The organism is Clostridium sp. ZBS15 (assembly GCF_023845705.1).
Classification (GTDB): Bacteria; Bacillota; Clostridia; order Clostridiales; family Clostridiaceae; genus Clostridium; species Clostridium aquiflavi.
The window spans coordinates 46,284-67,810 of record NZ_JAMQHY010000046.1 but is presented as its reverse complement, the minus strand read 5'-3'; the positions used below and the strand labels follow the sequence as shown (position 1 = coordinate 67,810).

Annotated in this window: 15 protein-coding genes; 14 read left to right on the top strand and 1 reads right to left on the bottom strand. The window is 26.2% G+C overall.

Annotated elements, in window-relative coordinates:
* The first annotated feature begins 277 nt into the window (after positions 1-277).
* From NG904_RS13765 to NG904_RS13720, 10 genes are all read left to right on the top strand, one after another.
* Positions 278-2,137, top strand: coding sequence for an NTP transferase domain-containing protein (locus NG904_RS13765; protein WP_252232101.1), 1,860 nt, complete (start codon positions 278-280; stop codon positions 2,135-2,137).
* Positions 2,138-2,774: 637 nt separating this feature from the next.
* Positions 2,775-3,473 carry a sugar phosphate nucleotidyltransferase gene (locus tag NG904_RS13760; RefSeq protein WP_252232099.1) on the top strand — a complete coding sequence of 233 codons (699 nt, stop codon included), beginning with the start codon at positions 2,775-2,777 and terminating at the stop codon, positions 3,471-3,473.
* 83 nt (positions 3,474-3,556) lie between these two features.
* The gene (locus NG904_RS13755; RefSeq protein WP_252232097.1) at positions 3,557-5,017 is read left to right on the top strand and encodes a flippase; all 1,461 of its coding nucleotides are present in this window, start codon (positions 3,557-3,559) and stop codon (positions 5,015-5,017) included.
* A gap of 225 nt (positions 5,018-5,242) precedes the next feature.
* Positions 5,243-5,950, top strand: a complete 708-nt coding sequence (locus NG904_RS13750; protein ID WP_252232095.1) for a hypothetical protein — start codon at positions 5,243-5,245, stop codon at positions 5,948-5,950.
* A gap of 396 nt (positions 5,951-6,346) precedes the next feature.
* Entirely contained in the window at positions 6,347-7,318 is a 972-nt protein-coding gene (locus NG904_RS13745; RefSeq protein WP_252232093.1) for a DMT family transporter, read from the top strand.
* A 201-nt stretch (positions 7,319-7,519) separates the two neighbouring features.
* Entirely contained in the window at positions 7,520-9,526 is a 2,007-nt protein-coding gene (locus tag NG904_RS13740) for a diguanylate cyclase domain-containing protein (protein ID WP_252232091.1), read from the top strand.
* A gap of 38 nt (positions 9,527-9,564) precedes the next feature.
* Complete coding sequence (locus NG904_RS13735) at positions 9,565-10,431, top strand: Cof-type HAD-IIB family hydrolase (RefSeq protein ID WP_252232084.1); 867 nt, start codon at positions 9,565-9,567, stop codon at positions 10,429-10,431.
* 285 nt (positions 10,432-10,716) lie between these two features.
* Complete coding sequence (locus NG904_RS13730) at positions 10,717-12,036, top strand: ABC transporter substrate-binding protein (RefSeq protein ID WP_252232082.1); 1,320 nt, start codon at positions 10,717-10,719, stop codon at positions 12,034-12,036.
* A gap of 283 nt (positions 12,037-12,319) precedes the next feature.
* Positions 12,320-13,207 (top strand): carbohydrate ABC transporter permease, encoded by an 888-nt coding sequence (locus tag NG904_RS13725; protein ID WP_252232080.1) that lies wholly within the window; start codon positions 12,320-12,322, stop codon positions 13,205-13,207.
* 472 nt (positions 13,208-13,679) lie between these two features.
* Positions 13,680-14,591: a carbohydrate ABC transporter permease gene (locus tag NG904_RS13720; protein WP_252232078.1), complete on the top strand. Its 912-nt coding sequence runs from the start codon at positions 13,680-13,682 to the stop codon at positions 14,589-14,591.
* A gap of 95 nt (positions 14,592-14,686) precedes the next feature.
* Here the strand turns inward: NG904_RS13720 and NG904_RS13715 are convergent, their stop codons facing one another.
* On the bottom strand, positions 14,687-15,694 hold the full coding sequence (locus tag NG904_RS13715; protein WP_252232076.1) for a glycosyltransferase family 2 protein: 1,008 nt from the start codon (positions 15,692-15,694) through the stop codon (positions 14,687-14,689).
* Positions 15,695-15,965: 271 nt separating this feature from the next.
* Between NG904_RS13715 and NG904_RS13710 the strand changes: the two genes are divergently transcribed.
* The 4 genes from NG904_RS13710 (at position 15,966) to NG904_RS13695 (ending at position 21,469) form a co-directional block, all read left to right on the top strand.
* Positions 15,966-16,844 (top strand): LicD family protein, encoded by an 879-nt coding sequence (locus tag NG904_RS13710; protein WP_252232073.1) that lies wholly within the window; start codon positions 15,966-15,968, stop codon positions 16,842-16,844.
* A 221-nt stretch (positions 16,845-17,065) separates the two neighbouring features.
* Positions 17,066-18,049, top strand: a complete 984-nt coding sequence (locus tag NG904_RS13705; protein WP_252232071.1) for a glycosyltransferase family 2 protein — start codon at positions 17,066-17,068, stop codon at positions 18,047-18,049.
* 64 nt (positions 18,050-18,113) lie between these two features.
* The gene (locus tag NG904_RS13700; protein ID WP_252211798.1) at positions 18,114-19,976 is read left to right on the top strand and encodes a nucleoside-diphosphate sugar epimerase/dehydratase; all 1,863 of its coding nucleotides are present in this window, start codon (positions 18,114-18,116) and stop codon (positions 19,974-19,976) included.
* 2 nt (positions 19,977-19,978) lie between these two features.
* Positions 19,979-21,469, top strand: coding sequence for an O-antigen ligase family protein (locus tag NG904_RS13695; protein WP_252232069.1), 1,491 nt, complete (start codon positions 19,979-19,981; stop codon positions 21,467-21,469).
* Positions 21,470-21,527 lie beyond the last annotated feature (58 nt).

Sequence of the window (21,527 nt, the reverse complement as noted above, 5' to 3'; positions counted from 1 at the left end):
ATTTAAAACAGAGCCAATAAAAATTAATATAATATTTTAAAGCTATATGTTAAGTTGCAATTTAACTTAACATATAGCTTATTTTTTGGAAATTCTATGAAGTATAGTAGGATTAAATTATTTAATAACAAATTTTGTTGAATATATTTACATTTTTAATAAAGTATAATATAATTTATTATAGTTCATATTATGAACAAGAATTTTGGATAATATAATTTAGACACATATAAATAGTTTAAATTTGCAGAGTGTAAATCAAAGGGGGAGAGATTAGATGTTAGAAGATAGATTGGAAATATTAAAAATATTAAACAATAATTTTAATATTAATCAAAGAGAGCTATCAAAGAGAACAAATATTTCATTAGGAAAAGTAAATTCAATTTTAAAGGAATTTACTCTTGATGGAACTATAGAGAGAATTATAAATAATAGGGGAATTTTATATAGAGTAACTGAAAAGGGAATGAAAATATTAGAAGAAAAGCTTGCTTCAGCTAAAAATACTAGGTTGAAGATCCATGAAGAAGATAATAAACCTGTCAAAGAAGCTGTAATTCTTGCTGCTGGAAGAGCAAAGGACTTTGGAAAACCTGTTGGAATGCTTGAAATTCAAGATTTTAAGTTAATAGATAGAACTTTAAACATACTTAAAGAAAATGGAATTAATAAAATTACTATAATAACAGGTTATGAAAGTAATTATTATGATGAGTATTTTAAATCAAATAAAAATATAACTTTAGTTAAGAGCGATAAATATAAATGGACAGGAACTATGTATTCATTATCTTTGGCTAGAGAGTATGTTAAAGAGGATTTCTTATTAATAGAAAATGATTTAATTTTTGAAAAAAGAGCAATTAAAGAGCTTGTAGAAAGTAAAAGCAGAGATTGTATTCTTCTTACTAATGAAAGTGGATCAGGGGATGAGGCCTTTGTTGAAATAAGAGATAATCATCTATTTAAAATGTCTAAAGACATACATCAATTTAATAGAATAGATGGTGAAATGATAGGCATAACTAAGGTGTCTCATAAATTATATCAAATGATGCTTGAAGAATTTAAAGATAATATAAATCCATATTTAAATTATGAATATGTGTTATTAGATGTTGCTAGAGATTATAATATTGGTTTTGTTAAAATAGATGATCTTGCTTGGGGAGATGCTGACACTAAAAAAGAATATGAAAATATTTTGAATCATCTTTATCCAACTATAAGAAGGCGTGAACTTAATTATGAAATTAACACTGTAAAGACCATAGTTAGAGAAGCTATGAAAGTATCTGAAGATGATATAAGTGAAGTTGTATCTGCTGGAGGAATGACTAATAAAAATTACAGAATTTGCGTTAAAGGAAAAAGATATATATTAAGAGTTGCTGGTATTGGAACTGAAAGTATGATAAGTAGAAAGAATGAAATGTTTAATTCTTCAATTGCTTCTGAGAGAGGATATAATGTTGAAACTCCATATTTTAATGTTGAAACTGGAATAAAAATATCTACTTTTATAGAAAATGCAGAAACTTTAACTCCAAGAAGTGTTAAAAAGGAAGAGAATCTAAAACAAGTTACTAGAATATTAAGAAATTTACATGAGGATAATGAGTTCCCAATGAAAAATGAGTTTAATGTATTTAGAGAACTTGAAAAATACGAAGATGTTTTAAAAAATTCCCAGGGAGAATTCTTTGATGATTATGATGAAGTAAGAGAAAGATTTATGAAATTAGAACAGATTTTAAAAGAGTTAGATAGAGTATTTGTTCCATCTCATAATGATTTAGTATCAGAAAATCTAGTAAAGGATACGGAAGGTAGAATTTACTTAATAGATTGGGAATATAGCGGTATAAATGATGACATGTGGGACTTAGCAGCTCTTTCTTTAGAAAATAGTTTTTCAGAAGATGATATAGAATTAATGTTTAGACTTTATTTTAATGGTGAGGCAGATGAAAATTCAAGAAAAAGATTATTAATTCATCAAATAAGCCAAGATTTATTATGGGCTGTATGGACATTAATTAAAGAAAATGAAGGCGATGATTTTGGTACCTATGGAATGGATAGATATAATAGAGTAAAAGAAAATTTAAATAAATTAGAAGCTGAATTTTAGGAATGTAGCTCTGTTTTAAAAATATGTTAATGTTTTAGTATAAAGCTCGTGGACAGAGGAATTTGATTTAAGAATTCTAAAAATAAATATTAGTCCAATTAATGCATGTTCCCAATGAAACATTGTGACAAGCAATTAATTTGACAAATATTCATTAAGAATTCTAAAAATAAAATTCCAACGCCACTGCGCCATTATACTAAAATATTAACATTCATAAAAACAAAGCGTTAAAATATGTATAAACAAAGCTGGACGGAGTAATTTGACTTAAGGAATACTAAAATGAGTAGAGTCCCATTTCAGCTTGCTCCAAATATAATTTTTGACAAGCAATAAATGTGACAATACTGATTAAGTATTCTCAAAGTCAAATTACAATGCCATTTTGTTTATTACATATATCAACATATATACAAAGTAGAAACACAATTAATTTTAATAACCATGTTTAAATGTATAGTAATATTTTAGTATAAAGCTCGTGGACAGAGGAATTTGATTTAAGAATTCTAAAAATAAAATTCCAACGCCACTGCGCCCTTATACTAAAATATTAACATTCATAAAAACAAAGTGTTAAAATATGTATAAACAAAGCTGGATGGAGTAATTTGATTTAAGGAGAGAAAAACATATGAGAGCAATATTAGTAGCAGCTGGGATGGGAACTAGACTTAGACCGCTTACAAATACAATACCAAAGTCTTTAGTGGAGGTTAATGGAATTTCGTTACTTGAAAGACAAATAATAAATTTAAAAGAGATAGGAATAGATGAGATTGTAGTTTTAACTGGATATTTACATGAAAAGTTTGATAATTTAGTTAAGAAATATAACTTAATTAAGATAATTAATGATAAATATGATGTTTATAATAATATTTATACAATGTATTTAGCAAGAGAATATCTTCATGATGCTTTTGTTATTGATGCGGATAATTACATTAATAAAAACTTTTTACCTAAAGCTAAACCAGAGCATTCAGAGTATTATTCTGCTTATAAGGAAAATATTGTGGGTGAATGGATACTAAAGTATGATGAAAGTGATAAATTATATAGAGTTGATATAGGTAAAGATGGAAATGAACCGGACTATATAATGTCAGGAGCATCTTATTGGAGTGAAAAAGATGGAAAAATTATAGCAGAAAAAATCGCTCAAAAGGTAGAACAAGAAGAATTTAAAGATTTATATTGGGATGATATAGTTGTAGAAAATCTTAATATTTTAGATATTTATGTTAACAAAATAGGATGTAATGATATTTTTGAGATAGATTCACTTGAAGATTTAGAGTACTTAAAAAATAAACTTAGTATAAAATAGACTTAATTGACAACTTCTTTAGTTAGTGTAAAATATAGTAGAAGTAAAATAATCCATTTAGCGATTATAGGAGGACTACATAGATGTCAAAATCAATATCGAAAAATGCATTGTTTAAAGGATCATTAAATTTATTTAATATTGTATTACCAATATTAGTTGGTCCTGTAATAACAAGAACTTTAGGTGAAGATTTATATGGATATATTTCATATGCAGAATCACTAACAGGATGGTTTTTAATATTTGCTTGTTTTGGAATTTCTCAATATGGACTGAGAGAAATAAGTAAAGTTAGGGATGATGAAGAAAAGCTTCAACAAACATTTACGAGTTTATTTTTATTTACTCTATTTACCAATATATTAGTTTCTTCAGTATATATGATTTTTATATATACAGTAGGAAGAGGTAGACCTGATTTTTATACTTGTATGATTTTAGGTTTTAATCTTGTTTTTAATCTTTTTTATGTTGAATGGATTAATGAAGCATTAGAGAATTATGATTTCATAGCTATAAAGACTATGATTGTTAGAATAATATATTCTTTACTAGTTATTTTTTGTATAAGAAATATTAATGATTTTGAATTATATTTATACTTAGTTATAGGTTTTAATTTCTTAAACAATATATTAAGTTTTGTATACATAAAGAAAAGAGTGAAATTTAATTTTAAAAATTTACATTTTAGAAGACATATTAAGCCAATGTTTTTTGTTGTTATCTTATCTAATGTAAATATTTTATATACTCAATTAGATAAATTAATGATGGGTAGTGGAGCAGTAGGTGCAGGAACTAGGGATGTTGGATATTATAGTTTAGCCCAAAAGATAATGACAATAATCAATACATTAATGCTTACTATTATTCAAGTAACTATGCCTAGACTTTCAAATTATTTAGGTAATGATTCCAAGGAAGAGTACATGTCTCTTTTAAAAAGAATTATAAAGATATATTTTATGTTTTTATTCCCAGCATCTATTGGCATGATATGTCTTTCAAAAGAGATAATACTTATGTATGCAGGACCTAAATTTATAGCAGCAGCACCTGTAATGTTTATATTTTCAATTTACATGTTAACTATTGGGGTTGAAGGAATAATATCTAATCAAATGATATACCTTAATGGAAGAGAAAAAGATGATGTTAAATTAGTATTAATTGGTGGAGTTTTAAATGTTATATTAAATATAGGTTTAGCTATAACAGGTAATTTTACACCTACAAATGCAATTATAACAACTCTTATTGCAAATTTAATTGTTATAGTACTTGAATATAGATTTGTAAGAAAAGTTATTAAAATAGATATAAATTTATTCGCATTTGAAAATGTTAAGTACTTTTATTATTCATTACTATTTATTCCACTAATATTTTTAATTAAGCATTTTATAAATAGCGTATTTTTAATTTCAGCATTGTCAGTGTTAGCATGCGGAATAGTATATGTGGGAATTTTATTTACAACTAAAGACGAAGTATTTTTACAACTTACAAATACTTTACTTAGAAAATTTAAAAGATAATGAATTAAGAGTATTTAAAATAGGTATGTTTTAATATCGTGTTGATATATACATCAGCAAAGTGGACGGAGTAATTGATTATAGAAAAGCTAAAAGCGTGAAATTTTATTTTTAAAATTTCACGCTTTTTTAGTTCTATTAGAAAGCAATGTTACATAAGTTATTAATAAGTAAATAAAGGAATATATAGTAATTTAAAAGTTAAAAAAGAGGGGGGATTCTTATATGGTTAGGAGAATTATAAAAAGAAGCTTATTAGCACTTATGACTACACTTTGTTTAAATATTGTAATTTTTAATACAGATTCAAAAGTATATGCAACAACAATAGAATCAAGTGACTCAACAGATAATTTAAATTTATTAAGTTGTGAAAAACTTATAAAGGTATCTGAAGGGGAAAATGTGTACAAGACAAGTATATATAATAATGTTGAAAGAGCTGTAATTAATTATGAATTTCTAAATGAACTTAATATAGATAATATTGAAATAGATGTATTAAATCCAAATAAAAATGAGAAATTTGCAAATTGTGTTTTAGATAGAAAAAATATGGTTATACTTATAGATAATCTTCAAATTGGCTTAACTAAAGTGATTATAAAAGATAAGACAAATAAAAAAGAAATTTGTAAATTATATATAGATTATAATAAAAATTATAATGACAATGATGAAGTAGGATGGGTTAAAAGTTTAGGTGAGTGGTATTTTATAGATCCATCTACAAGAGATAAAAAAACTTATTGGTTACTTCATAATGGACATTGGTATTACTTAGGGAAAGATGGAGTTATGAAAAATGGATGGATTTTAGATAGTGACAAATGGTATTACTTAAATTCAAGTGGTATTATGGAAAATGGGCTTATAAAAGATGAAAGTGGAAATTTATATTATTTAAATGAAGACGGATCTTTAAGAGTGTAATTTAAATTTGACATAATATAATTATTTTAATAATTATTTAATTAAATATATTTTATGTTTTAAAAGGAATATTAAATACAAAACAATTTAAATGACATAATGTATAAAAGAGTAAAGCTATTAGTAACTTTACTCTTTTTTGTGTGCAAGAAATTGGGAGATTTTAAAATCTTAAAGTCTATGGTTTTTAACCATAGCATCAACCCCTTACCTTTAACTAATAAGATTTAATATTTACACAAAAAAATATATTTATGAACATATTGCTTTGAACAATGAACAATGATAATATTAATTTGTTCATAAAATGAACGGAAGTTTTGAGCAATATTTAGATAAATTAAAGAAAATAATATTTAATATATTGATTAACAGTAATAAAAGGGGGACTTTAAAATGAATTTTAATAATAATTATAAAAAAGGAGTAGGGTGTGGAATTATTTCAGCTATATCATGGGGAGCTGACACAGTTCTTATGGGATTTATATTAGCAATGACACCATTTATAAAAACTGAGCAAGCTATAATACTTGCCCCTATAATAACAGCCTTTTTACATGATAGTTTTTCTGCAATATGGACATTTATATATCTTGGATTAAGAAAAAAATTAGGTGATTTTTTTAGTGCGGTTAAAACTAAAAGTGCTTTATGGGTTGCTCTTGCAGCATTGCTTGGAGGACCAATTGGCATGAGTGGATATTTATTATCAGTAAAGTACATAGGACCATCTTATACAGCTATTATATCTTCGTTATATCCAGCAATTGGAGCAGTACTTGCTACTATAATTCTAAAAGAAAAAATTAATAAAAGTGCATGGATTGGTTTAGTAGCAGCTATATTAGGGGTTTCTATACTAGGCTATACATCTACAACAAGTGCTGCTAATCCTATAGGTTTTATATTTGCAATAATTTGTGCATTTGGTTGGGGTAGTGAATGTGTAGTATGTGCCTATGGAATGAAAGGTGATGAAGTAACATCAGAATTTGCTTTGCAAATAAGACAGTTTACGTCAGCTGTTGTATATGGATTAATTATTGTTCCAATAGTAGGAGGTATAGGACTTAGCTTTAATATCTTTAAATATAGTGCCATATTTTGGATTGCAGGAACGGCATTAGCAGCTACGGTATCATATTTATTTTACTACACAGCAATATATAAAATTGGAGCAACAAGGGCAATGGGAGTAAATATAACGTATGTTGTTTGGGCAATTGTATTTGATACAATATTCTTAGGAAATAAAATAAATGCATTAACTATTTTAAGCAGTATTTTAGTTATAATAGGAGTTTATTTTATTGCAAAAGAGCCAGAACAAGAAGTTGAAGAAATAGAACTTGCAAAAGCAAAATAAAACTTTAAGCATTAATTAAATCTTTAGGTAAATTAATTATTATAAATTTACCTAAAGATTTATTTTTTTTGGAAGGATATTTTTTTATTAAATTTAATTAAAATAAACTATACATAGTGCTGTAAAGTTATGTATTATATTTATAGTAGATATTTATCGAAATAAAAAGAAAAACATTGTAAGAATTATTGAGGTGGAGTGATGGATATAAAAAAGAAATCTATTATTTTTGCAGTATTATTAGCGATAATTCCTGTTTTAATTACTATGAATATATATATTACAAAATTTACTCAGCGGTCTATTGAATTAATTAAAGAAAATGTAATAATAGCAGCAAGAGATCAATCAACTCATTTAGAAGATTTTTTTGATCAAAGATTAATTAATCTTAATGTTATTTCCAATATGCCAATAACTCATGATTTTCTAGATGATTTCAATAATAATATATTAGATAAATCTGAGGAAATGAAATTTAGAAAAGAAATTATATTTGATATTTTAAACTTAAGGCAGCAGGAACAACCATATTTAGTTAAAACATCATTAATTAGCAAAGATAATACAATAATAGCATCAAGTGACAGTGATAGCATTGGTAATAAAGCTGTTTTTGATAAAAACGATATAATAAAATTTAATAATAAAGAAACTGTTATTACAGACATTATAGAAAATGAGAAATTTAATAATGGAGAAAAAAGTGCAATTATAGCAATACCAATATTTTTCAATGATGAGTATCAAGGTGTTATAGAAAGTGTTATTAATATGCAGTACTTTGAAAAAGTTGTTAAGGAGGTACGTTTTTTTAATACTGGTAAAATTGCAGTTATGGATAGCAAAGGAACTGTAGCTGCAACTATAAGTGATTGCTTAGATGAAGATATATATAATATAGAGAAACCTAATACTTTAGAAGAAGCATGGAAAAATATAGACTTTAAAAATAATTCAAGTGGATTAATTGAATATAGCATTGATAAAATTGAAAAAATAGGTTATTTTTATAAAATACCTAATTCTAATTGGGTAGTTTTGAGTGGAGTTGAGTGGTCAGAGTTTAAGGACCCTCTTAATGAAAGTATTAATATTATGTTTTTTATATCTATAATAATTTCAGCAGTTGTAGCTATAACATATATTCTTATTATCAATTTCTTCTCTAAACCTATTTATGGATTATTAAATTCAATAAGAGAAATAAAAAAAGGAAACTATAAAAGTAGATTTATATATAATGTAAAAGATGAATTTGGAGAAATATCTCAAGCATTTAATGAATTAATGGATGAAATTTTAAAGAATAAGATGCAACTTAAATTAAGTGAAGAAAGTTATAGAGTTATAATGGAGCAAACTGATGATATTATTTTTCAGTGGGATATTAATAATGATATAATAAGTTACTCTGATAATTGGAATCACAAATTTGATTATGAGCCTATTATTGAAGGTCAGGATTTAAATACATTAAATATTATTTATGAAGATGATAGAGAAAAGTTTAATGCCATAATCGATGAAATAAAAGATACCAATGAATATAGAGAATGTAAAGTTAGATTAAGAAAAAATGATAGTGAATATATATGGTGTAAATTTAGAATTAATATAATTTTAGATGAAAATGATACACCAATAAAAGTTATAGGTGTAATAACGGATATTGACCATGAAAAAAGAGAAAACGAAAAATTGTTATTTAAAGCAGAAAGAGATAGCTTAACTGAAATTTATAATAAAATAACTGCTCAAAATATGATTGAAGAATATATAAATGAAAGCTCTAAAGAGGATAAACATGCATTGTTTATTATAGATGTTGATGATTTTAAATCTATAAATGATAATTTAGGACATTTAACTGGTGATTACGTTTTAAAAGATATTTCAACTAAAATAACAGATATATTTAGTGAAAATTCAATAATAGGAAGAATAGGTGGAGATGAATTTATTGTATTTTTAAAAGATATTGAATCAGAGGAGTTTGTTTGTCAAAAAGCTAATGAATTAGTTAACGGATTTAGAGAAAGTTATACTGGAAAAGATGGTGTATACAAGGTATCAGGAAGTATTGGGATTTCTATATATCCAAAGGGTGGTAAGAATTTTGAAGAATTATTTTTAAGTGCAGATAATGCTCTTTATTATGCTAAAAAACAAGGAAAAGATACATATTACATAGTTAAATCAACATAAAAGAGCTATAATTAAAAAAGCATAAGGAGGTAGCAGTAATGATAAAATTAATAGTGTCTGATATGGATGGAACACTTTTAAATAGTGAACATAAGATATCAAAAGAAAACTTAGAAGCAATAAAAAAAGCAGAGGAAAAAGGAGTACATTTTGCTATAGCAACAGGTAGAGCATATCAAGATGTAAAGCCTTTTATTGAAGAATGTGACTTAGAATGTCAATGTATACTTATGAATGGTGCAGAGTATCGTGATGAAAATGGAAAGATATTAGAAAATATTTATATTGATAAAGAAAAAACAAAAAGAATTCTAGAAGTTTTAAAAAATGGTAGATTTAGTGTTGAACTTTATACTGATAAAGGAATATATACAACTAATACAAAAGAAGAAGCATATCAAGGAATGATATATAGAGTTAAAAGCTTTGATCCACATTTATCAGAAGAAGAAGTGTTAGAAAATGCTAAAGTACATTCTCATCTTTTGAATTTAAAGTATATAGAAAATATAAATGAATTTTTAAATGGTGAGATAAACATAGCTAAAGTCATTGTGTTTTATGATGATATAGATGTAATTAAAAAACTAAAATTTGATATAGAAAAGATAGAAGGCTTAATTGTAGCTTCAAGTTTTGTCACTAATTTAGAAATTAATAATATAGAAGCACAAAAAGGACTCATATTATCTAAAACTATTGAAAAGATGGGGATAAGTAAAGATGAGGTTATAGTTCTTGGAGATAGTTTTAATGATTATTCATTATTCACAGAATTTCCCAATTCATTTGCTATGGCAAATGCTGTACCCAAAATAAAAGAAATAGCCAGATATATAACTGATACTAATGATAATTCAGGAGTAGCTAAAGCTATTTATAAAGCAATAAATGGTGATGTATAATAAAAATAATTAATATTTATAAGATATTTTATAAATTTGTTTTTAGATAATAATTTTACTTTTATACTAAAATATTAATAATTACTTAAAATAGAGAGTATATGAAAATGTAAACTAGAATTTTAGTTTGCATTTTTTTGTTGCATAAAATTTTTATTATAAAAAATAACAGGAAAAAATGTAAAAAATTAGAATGAACATATTGTGTTGAACATTGAACAATGGTAATATATAGTTGTTCATAAAATGAACAAAGAAAATGGTATTAATAAGGGGGATAAGTAAATGAAAAGTATATTAAAGAGAGGGTTTGGAATTGGATTAGCTTTAATGATTTCTGTAGGATTAATCTCTTGTAATGAGGGGAAAAGCAAAGAAACTTTAAGCAGAAATGGAAAAATTCAAGTTGAATATTGGTATGGTCTTGGAGGAAAGCTTGGGAAAAACATGGACAATATAATAAATGATTTTAATAATTCTCAAGATAAGTATGAGATTAAAGGAGTTTCACAGGAGGATTATGATACGACTTTTAAAAATTTACAAGCAGCTATTGCAGCTAAAAAAACGCCAGCACTTGTAATTTTAGAACCAGATAAAGCTTCAATTTTAAATAATAAAGGTGTACTTGAAAATGTAGATAATTATACAACAACAGATAGTGATTTTAATAGTGATAATTACATAAAATCATTTTGGGATTCATGCAAAAAGGATAATAAACTATACGCTTTTCCTATGTTTGGAACAACACAAGTTTTATATTATAACAAAAAGGCGTTTGAGGATGCAGGCATATCTAAAGATTCATTAAATACTTGGAGTAAAATTGCTGAAGCAAGTAAAAAAGTAATTAAAAAGGATGGTGATGAAGTTAAGTTTTATGGTTGGGAGCCTATGTGGGGAGCTGACAATTTAATTGATGCATCATTAAGTAATGGTGGAAGTATTTTAAGTGAAGATGGAAGTAATGTATTAATAAATTCACCTGAATGGGTAGAAGTTTGGGATAATTTTAGAATGTGGATACATGATGATAAAATCATGAAAGTTAATTCAAGTGGACAAGGATGGGAATACTGGTATTCAACAATTGATGATGTTATGCAAGATAAAGCAGGAGGATATACAGGGTCATCAGGAGATCAAGGTGATTTAGATTTTGAAAAGTTAGGTGCTATTGAACAACCTGCATTTAAAGATGGAAAAGAAGCAAAGCCAATTGCAGAAGCAAGACTTTTAGTTATTCCAAGTATAGCTAATGAAGAGGCTAAAAAAGGAGCTTATGAATTTATTAAATACTTTACAAGTGCATCAGTTAATGCAAAATGGTCAATAGCTTCAGGGTATATTCCTGTTAATAAGGTAGCTTGCAACACTAATGAATTTAAAGAATATGTGGAAAAAAATCCACAAGCACTTGTGCCAATAACACAAGCTTTACATGCAAGTAAATCTTTTATTGACCCAACTAATGGAAAAATATATGATGCTTTAAAAGTTGCAGCAGATAAAGTTGAATTAGAAAATGTATCAGCACAAGAAGCTTTAGATGAAGCTCAAAAATTAGCACAATCAGAATTAGATAAAACTTTAAAAAAGTAATAAAACTCTAGCGTAGGCTTTAAATATGTGTTGATATATACAATGCCACGTTGCCTATTGCATATATCAACACTTTGCTAAAACATAGCATGAAATTAAAGTCTTATAATATATCAACAGAACGTTTACAAAAATGGTGGAAAAGTATTTACTACTGTGGATAAGTTTTAGAATTTTAACAACTATTCTAATAGAGTGTTGATATTGTAAGTTTGCTTATTAAATAGATGGAGATGTATTCAATAGAAATCCAAATTTTATTTAAGGGGTTATGGAGAGCGTTATGAAGAAGTCTAATATTAAAAAGTTTGATCAAATTTTTACTATACTTATATTTGTATTGCCGGCTATTATTCCACTTATGATATTTTGGATAGTTCCAATTTTTAAATCACTGTTTATAAGTTTTACGGATTGGGATTATATAAGTGCTGAATATAGTATTGTTGGATTGAAAAATTATAGACAGTTATTTTCTAACAAATTATTTTATGAGGCATTAAAAAATACAGTGATATTTACAGTGGGAACATTACTTCCAACAATAGTTGGTGGATTAAGTTTAGCATTATTGCTAAGAACAAAGTTTAAATCTTCAGCAATATATAAGGTTATAATATTTTCTCCCTGGATTACACCTACGGTTGCAATTTCTATTGTATGGAGTTGGATATTTGAACCTGATTATGGATTTGCAAATTATATATTAACTTTGTTTAATTTACCTAAATTACAATGGTTGCAAAGTTCAAATACTGCTATGATTGGAGTAATTATTGTTACTGTTTGGAAAAGTATTGGATGGGCTATGGTTTTTTATTTAACTGCATTAGAGAAAATACCTAAGGATTTATATGAATCAGCTTCAATTGATGGGGCTGATTCATTAAATAAATTTAATAGTATAACATTACCTTTAATTTCACCTACTACATTTTTTCTTAGTGTAATAACAACAATAAATTCTTTGCAGGCATATGATCAAATTCAGGTTTTGACTCAGGGAGGACCATCTGGAAGTACTAGAACATTATTATACATGTATTATCAATGTGCATTTGAAAATTTCAATATGGGAGAAGCCACTGCAATAGCAACAGTAATTTTGGCTATAACTTGCATACTTTCATTAATTCAATTTGTTGTTTCAAAAAAATGGGTACATTATTAGTTACTTTAGTTTAATGTATAGGAAATTATAGAATTTTTAAAGCTTGAAAGGCTGATGAAATTTAAGGTTATGGATATATTTTTGAATTGACAATGAACAATTGACAATTTAGGATGAAATAACAAAGTTATTTCTAAATATATATTTTTTAAGAAAGCCCATGGCTTTCAATCACAATTGTCCATTGTCAATTGTAAATTGTTCATTGAAGGGTGGTGTAGCCACTTTTTTTATTGTACAGGAAATTATAGAATTTTGAAACGTTGAAAGGCTGATGAAATCTAAGGTTATGAATATATGCTTTAATTGACAATGAACAATTGACAATTTAGGATGAAATCACAATGTGATTTCTAAATATAGATTTTTTAAGAAAGCCAGTGGCTTTCAATCACAATTGTCCATTGTCAATTGTAAATTGTTCATTGAAGGGTGGTGTAGCCACTTTTTTTATGTAGGGGGTAAATTGTGTATGGTAGAAAGAAAATTATATAGAGATAATGAGGTGTATTTAGAAAACATTAAAAGTAATATTAGCAAAAGAAAAGTAAATTATAAAAAAATAATAGCTAATATAATAAGATATGCTTTTATTATATTAGCAAGCATAATAGCTTTCTTTCCATTTTTGTGGATGGTATCAAGTGCGTTAAAAGTAAAAGATGAAATATTTCTTTTTCCACCTAAATTAATACCTTCTAATCCACAATGGAACAATTTTATAGATGTATTCAAAGAAGCTCAATTTGGACAATATATGTTTAATAGTTTTTTTACTTCTTTTATTGAAGTGGCATTTCAAGTATTTACAGCAGCAATGATAGCATATGCATTAACTTTATTACAGTTTAGAGGTAAAAGGTTACTATTTGGAGTGATAATGGCAATATATATGTTACCATCAGCAGTTACATATGTTCCATGTTATATTTTACTTTCTAATTTAAATTTAATAGATACACTTTCAGGATTGATAGTAAGCAATTTAGTTAGTATATTTGGAATATTTTTATTAAGACAAGCATTTTTACAGGTTAATAAAAGTTTAATAGAGGCTGCAAGAATAGATGGAGCTTCTCATTTTAAGATATTATGGAAGATAGTATTTCCAATAACAAAGCCAACTTTTGTAACTTTGATTTTAATAAATTTTGTTACTTATTATAATGATTATATGTATCCATCTCTAATTTTAAAGAGTCCAGAAAAGTTTTTGATTTCATCAGGACTTAGACAATTTTTTATTGAAGGCGGAGCATATGGAATAAAATGGCCACAAGTTATGGCAGCAAGTACAATAACAATACTTCCATTATTAATATTGTTTGTAATTGCTCAGAAGTGGTTTATGAAAGGCGTTGGAGATACAGGGGTAAAGGAATAGTTTTAGAAAGATGTTGATATATGCATAGGTAAAGGTGGGCTGAGTAAGTTTAATTACTCAGTCCAACTTTAATTATGCATATATCAACACATACTTTAATTTAATATATTCATTACAGTTTTATAAAGTTTTGGTGTTTTGTTGAATAGTGAGAATAGGATAATCCACTTAAATTCGTGGCTAGGGCTATTGGAGTATTTTTTTGATACATCTATAGCTTTATTTTTGATTAAGTTTATTGTTTCATGATCATCTGAAATATTATTTATACATCCAAAGTAAAGGTCTATGATTGACCACATATACCATTTTAAAGTTTTAGCATATAAGTGTTCATTATTTAGCTTACTCATGAACTCTACTTTTTCATCAAAAACATCTAGCATACATAATCTTTTTTTATCAAATTTAGCGTTCATTATACTATCAGGAGTATTCCTATAATAATATAGTTTTTTATTTGTATATACTAATTTGTTAGATTCAAATAATAATTTATACATTATAGCCTCATCTTCAAATATTCTCATATTAGGAAATCTTATTTCATTAAATAGTGATTTTTTATAAATTTTATTCCAAAGTACCACTGTTGAAACATACATTTCATTATATAAATTATTTAATGATTCTATATTATTAAAAGATATTATTATTTCTTTATCATCATTTATAATTTTTTCATCTTCATTTTCTACTTTTATATAATTGCATTGTGAAATATCTGCATTATGTTCTTTTGCTAAATTAAATAGTGTTTCAAACATATTAGGTTCAATCCAATCATCACTATCAACAAAAGCTATAAATTCACCTTGAGCTATATCTAAACCAGCGTTTCTAGCAGTACTAGCACCACCATTTTCTTTATGAATAACTTTTATTCTATTATCATTTAGAGCTAGTTCATCACAAATTTTTCCACTGTTGTCAGGGGAACCATCATCTACTAATATTAATTCAAAGTTTTCTAAAGTTTGATTTAATATACTTGTGATAGAGTTATTTAAGTAATCTTCAGCTTTATATATTGGCATAATAATACTTATTAAAACTTCAGAGTTTTTAATATTGTCATTTAAGTTTTTATAATTTTTAATCATATTTTATTATCTCCATTATTTCTTAAGTATTGATTCTTAAACTATTTTATCATTATATACATTATTATGTTAGTACAAAATTCACTTTTTATTGTTCTTATGTTCTCATTTTGTTGACATAAGTCAATTTTGATAATAACATTAAAATGTATGCTGAAATAGGCATTATATTTCCTGCACTGCGTTTGGAAAGGGTGCATGGCTAAAAAATTGATGGCTCTAAAGTCGCCTTGGCGATTTTGTTCTTAAGTACATAGAGAAGGTGGCAAAAATGAGTAATATAGATGATATATCAAAAGAAAATTATCAAAATAAAAATAATAATGAAGAATATGAAAATTTAAGTTTAAAAGATGCTCAAATGTTGATGGTTAGTATTTTAAAGGATGTTGATAAGATATGTGAAAAACATGGATTAAAATATTTTTTAGATGCAGGAACTTTATTAGGAGCAGTTAGACATAAGGGATTTATTCCATGGGATGATGATATGGATATTGGAATGCTTAGAGATGACTATGAAAAGTTTCTAAAAATAGCTAAGGAAGAGTTACCTAGCCATTTATTTTTGCAAACATTTGAAAGTGATAAATATTATGATATTTACCAAGTACCTTGTAAGGTTAGATATAATGGTACTGTACTTATTGAAAAAGCAATTGGAGAAAATGAAAAAATGCATAATGGTGTATATATAGATGTATTCCCTTATGATAGTTTACCAAAGCATAATTTTATTTATAAAATTCAAAGATCAATAAGTGAAAATATATTGAAAAGTTTTGTTAGATTGAGGGATATCCCTGAAAAATTAACTTTCAAAAATAAAATTACATTTTCTTTTTATAAAATAATAACAAAAATATTTACAGCTAAAAGAAGAAGAAAGTTTTTTGGAGCTTTAGTTAAATGGAATGATAAAAATTCAAAGTACATGGGATATGGCGTTGATACTGCATGGAGCGAATATATCTATAAAAAAGACGATTATTTTGATTTGATTAAATTAGAATTTGAAGGTGAACATTTTTATGGACCTAAAAATGCGGATGCAATTTTGACTGGGCTTTATGGTGATTATATGACATTACCAAAAGAAGAAGAAAGAGTATGGCATGCAAAAGAAATAAAAAAGCTTAAAAGTATTTAAACTTGCAATTTGAATTATACTATTATTATAAAGTACATGGGTGCATTTTAGCTAAAGGCACTAATATAGTAAACATTGCATATAATGATCAATATTAGTATAATTCAAATAGTAAAAAAATAATAATGTTTAAAATGTAAGAAAAAAGTAAGAAATTTTAAATAAAAGATTCTAAAAAGTCATGTAGAATCTATTATAATAAATAAAGGGAGAGAATAATTTTGTTTAAAGTATCTATAATTACTCCTGTTTATAATGTAGAAGAGTGTATTGAAAAAAGTGTAAATTCTGTTATAAATCAAACTTGTAAAGAGTTTGAATTTTTGCTTATAGATGATGGCTCAAAAGATAGAAGTATTGAAATAGCAAAATCATTATTAGAAGGCTCAGATATAAACTTTAAGATTATAACTCAAGAAAATGCAGGAGTCAGTTGTGCTAGAAATAGAGGAATAAACATAGCCAGTGGAGAGTATATAACATTTTTAGATAGTGATGATTATATTGATTCTAGGTTTGTTGAACTTATGTATGAAAAAGCAAAGAAAACTGAATGCGATGTTGTATTTTGTGACTATAGTGAAGTTGATAACAACGGGAATGTATTAGTTAAGAATAGAACTAATTACTTAAATGATTTCATATCAGGAAAAGAAGCAGCACTTTTACAGTTAAAGGATGAAATAACCATAGGCATGAGAAGTGCTATATATAAAAATTCTGTTATTCAAAATAATAATTTATTATTTGACACTAATAGAAAGTATGGAGAAGATATGGTTTTTGTTGTAAAGGCATTACTATATTCAAATAAAGTTATAAGTGTAAATGAAATACTAGCTTTTTATGTAATATGGGGAAATTCTGTAACTCAAAATGTATCTTTAAAGCATCTTGATTGCTATTATTCATATATAGATTTGTTAAATTATGTAAAGAAAAATAGTAATTTAAAAGAAATAGAAAATTTCTTATCAGAATTTAAAATACAATACTCGATATCACATGTTTTTTCAATTTTAGGTAAAGATCCTAATTTCCATAAGGATTTATTTAAATTTTTAAGTCAAGAGGATGTTAAGTCATATCTAAAAAATTATAAAATTCAAAAGTTTGATAAAAATAATATAAGATACTTAATTCAATGTAGTGGCATGAGATTTTGTCCAAAGCTACTAATAAATGTTTTAAATAAAATGAGATAATTAAAATAGAGTCTTACTTGCTGTAAGTTATGGCAAGAATCTCTCCAGACGGGAGGAAACTATAATGAAAAAATGGAAGACACTGATAATTATGATAATTGATATATTTATGGTAAATATGGCATACCTTTTTGCTATAAATATAACTTTAAGTGGAAGGTTCACAGAAATTGCAAAAATATATACAGAAGACGTTATAGCTGTAAGTTTAATATATTTAGTGTGTTTTTATTTATTTAAAATGTATGAAAGCTTGTGGCATTTAACTGGAACCGATGAATTTCTATTAGGTGTTGGAGGATCGATTTTAGCAGGGATAGTATCAATTGGATATACTAGATTTTGGGGTTCTGTCATACCATTAAATGTTTCGGTTGTAGGTATTCTTTTAAGTATTTTCTTTGTATTAGGTTATAGAATTTTATATAGAGTATATAGAAGAACACTTTTATACATACCATTTAAATATTCATCAGATCAAAGAAGAGTAATGATTGTTGGTGCTGGTTCAGCAGGAACTATGATTATTAATGAAATGATGGCAAGAAGAGAATTAAAATATAACCCTATAGTTCTTATTGATGATGATAAAGAAAAGCTTGGAAGAAGAATTTCAGGTGTAAAGATAGTAGGAAATAGATATGATATACCATGTGTAGTAGGAGAACAAGAAATTGATTTAATATTAATAGCAATTCCTTCTCTTGATTCAAAGAATAAAGCGGAAATTATTGATATCTGTAAAAAAACTAATTGTAAGCTTCAAATAATTCCTGGTATGTATGAAATATTAAGTGGAGAAGCAAATGTTAGTAGAATTAAAGATGTAGATTTAGAGGATTTACTAGGAAGAGATCCTATTGTATTAGATAACAAAGGTATTTCAGATTATATACAAGGAAAAACAATATTAGTTACTGGAGCAGGTGGATCAATAGGTTCTGAGCTTTGTAGGCAAATAGCAGTATATAATCCTAAAAGACTTATATTATTTGATATATATGAAAATAATATATATGATATTCAAAATGAATTAAAAGAAGAGTTCCCAGATATGAATCTTACTGTTTTAATTGGTTCAATAAGAGACAGACAAAGATTACATGAGGTATTTAATAAACATAAAATAAATGTTGTATTTCATGCAGCAGCACACAAACATGTGCCATTAATGGAGGACAGTCCTAAGGAAGCTGTTAAGAATAATGTTTTTGGAACATTAAATTTAGCTACTGAAGCAAGCAAAGCTAATATCGATAGATTTGTAATGATTTCTACTGATAAAGCTGTTAATCCAACTAATATAATGGGAGCAACTAAAAGATTATGTGAAATGATTGTTCAAGCTATGGATAAACAATCAAAAACTGAATTTGTTGCCGTTAGATTTGGAAATGTTCTTGGTAGTAATGGATCAGTAATTCCATTATTTAAAAAGCAAATAGCTAATGGTGGTCCAGTTACCCTTACTCATAAAAAAATAGTTAGATATTTTATGTTGATTCCAGAAGCAGCTCAACTAGTACTTCAAGCGGGTGCATTTGCTAAAGGCGGAGAAATATTTGTACTAGATATGGGAAAACCAGTTAAAATTTATGATTTAGCTTGCGATCTTATAAGACTTTCAGGTTTCGAACCTAATAGAGACATTAAAATAGTTGTTACTGGACTTAGACCAGGGGAAAAATTATACGAAGAACTTTTAATGAGCGAAGAAGGTTTAAAAGATACTGCACATCAAAAGATATATGTTGGAAAACCAACTTTTGAAGATATGGATACATTAAATTATAAACTTGAACAATTACGCAGATTATTAGAATTAAACGACATAAATGAAATTAAACATCAAATGCAAACTATTGTTCCAACATATCATTATAAAAATGAGGATGAAGTTGCAGCAGAAAATGCTGATAAGGAGTAATTATGAGTAGAGAAGATAAGACTAGAATTATATTTATAACACTGATATCGATAATTGCTATGATTTTTGGAGTAGCTAATGGAAATTATGTAATACCTATTATGTATATAATAACCTTAGTTATATCATCATACATAGTGCAAGAAAAAGATATATATAATCAAATGTATGCAGTACTTTTAGTGTCGGCATTCTATGATTATTCACTTTATGCACCAGGCATTCAAAGTGTATATATGTTTCATGTAGTATTAGGCGTGTTTACCCTAATGTCACTATATAAACTAATAAAAGATAGAGATGTTATAAGACATATAGATAAGAAAGTTTTAATAATATATGTTATATGGTTTGTTTATATGTGTGCAAGTGTTTTTTGGGCAATGAGTAAAAGCCTATCTATTAAATACATAGCAATATATTTAATGATGTTTGCATTTATATTTAATATGATGGTTTATAATGTGAACAAAGATAGACTTAAGAAAACTATAAATATATTATTATTTTTAATATCACTTATTACTTTAATTGCATTTATAGAGGTATTGTTAGGAAAGCAATTACCGATAAAACATTATGCTGATACGTTTATGGAAAATTTGCCTCAAAAAGATCAAAATCAAATAAATGCAAGACCAATGGCATTTTCGTTTAATCCTAACAATTTAGCAGCTACACTTGCTATATTATCGCCACTTTTCTTTTATGCTATTTATAGATGTAAAAGTATTTTTGGGAAAGTATGGTATGTAGCAATATCAACTATAGTATTTATATTAATAGGTACAACAACATCAAGAACTGGATTTGCTTCAGCGGTATTTGGAGTAGGAGTTTTCTTAATTTTTTCAATATTTAATATTAAGAAAATTGGAGTTAAAAATATAATTTATCCACTTATATTATGTATTACTCTTTCAGTAGCTTATAAGTATAGTTATCTTGTTATGAATATAAAGCCTGTTGAAGGACAAGAAATAGTAGAAAATGGACTTAATAATAAGATGCATAGTTTAGAAAATATAGAATTTCAAGAAGGCGGAGAAGGTTCTGTTAATGTGAGATTTACTATAATAAATGATGTATTAAAAGGGACTATAACAGATAAAAATTATCTAGGATATGGTGTTGGAAATGTAGAAAATTTCATTAAAGAACAGAAGCATACAGGAAAAATATATAGTCCACATTGTTATGCTATTGAAATATTAGGTGACTTTGGGTTACCAGGAGTAGCTCTATATGGAATATATTATTTATATATTCTTATAGGAAATATAATTATTGGAATAAAAAAGAAGAGTATGGCATGTTTTGCAGCAGTAACTGGTCTTATTGCTTTTGCACCAGCAAGTTTTGGACCAAGTTCAATAACTTATGTATTTTCATATTGGATACTTATAGGTTTTGCAGTATCATGCATGCAAGTTTATAAAAGAAGTGATAATCAATATAATTCTAAATTATCAATGAAAGAATTTCATCTTTAAAATATAATAACAAAAAAAGACTGCATTTGCAGTCTTTTTTATGTATAGGAAATTATGG

What these genes read in the sequence shown, in the direction of transcription:
- NG904_RS13765 (WP_252232101.1), top strand. Translation starts at nt 278, where the DNA reads ATGTTAGAAGATAGATTGGAAATATTAAAAATATTAAACAATAATTTT.
- NG904_RS13760 (WP_252232099.1), top strand. Translation starts at nt 2,775, where the DNA reads ATGAGAGCAATATTAGTAGCAGCTGGGATGGGAACTAGACTTAGACCG.
- NG904_RS13755 (WP_252232097.1), top strand. Translation starts at nt 3,557, where the DNA reads ATGTCAAAATCAATATCGAAAAATGCATTGTTTAAAGGATCATTAAAT.
- NG904_RS13750 (WP_252232095.1), top strand. Translation starts at nt 5,243, where the DNA reads ATGGTTAGGAGAATTATAAAAAGAAGCTTATTAGCACTTATGACTACA.
- NG904_RS13745 (WP_252232093.1), top strand. Translation starts at nt 6,347, where the DNA reads ATGAATTTTAATAATAATTATAAAAAAGGAGTAGGGTGTGGAATTATT.
- NG904_RS13740 (WP_252232091.1), top strand. Translation starts at nt 7,520, where the DNA reads ATGGATATAAAAAAGAAATCTATTATTTTTGCAGTATTATTAGCGATA.
- NG904_RS13735 (WP_252232084.1), top strand. Translation starts at nt 9,565, where the DNA reads ATGATAAAATTAATAGTGTCTGATATGGATGGAACACTTTTAAATAGT.
- NG904_RS13730 (WP_252232082.1), top strand. Translation starts at nt 10,717, where the DNA reads ATGAAAAGTATATTAAAGAGAGGGTTTGGAATTGGATTAGCTTTAATG.
- NG904_RS13725 (WP_252232080.1), top strand. Translation starts at nt 12,320, where the DNA reads ATGAAGAAGTCTAATATTAAAAAGTTTGATCAAATTTTTACTATACTT.
- NG904_RS13720 (WP_252232078.1), top strand. Translation starts at nt 13,680, where the DNA reads ATGGTAGAAAGAAAATTATATAGAGATAATGAGGTGTATTTAGAAAAC.
- NG904_RS13715 (WP_252232076.1), bottom strand. Translation starts at nt 15,694, where the DNA reads ATGATTAAAAATTATAAAAACTTAAATGACAATATTAAAAACTCTGAA.
- NG904_RS13710 (WP_252232073.1), top strand. Translation starts at nt 15,966, where the DNA reads ATGAGTAATATAGATGATATATCAAAAGAAAATTATCAAAATAAAAAT.
- NG904_RS13700 (WP_252211798.1), top strand. Translation starts at nt 18,114, where the DNA reads ATGAAAAAATGGAAGACACTGATAATTATGATAATTGATATATTTATG.
- NG904_RS13695 (WP_252232069.1), top strand. Translation starts at nt 19,979, where the DNA reads ATGAGTAGAGAAGATAAGACTAGAATTATATTTATAACACTGATATCG.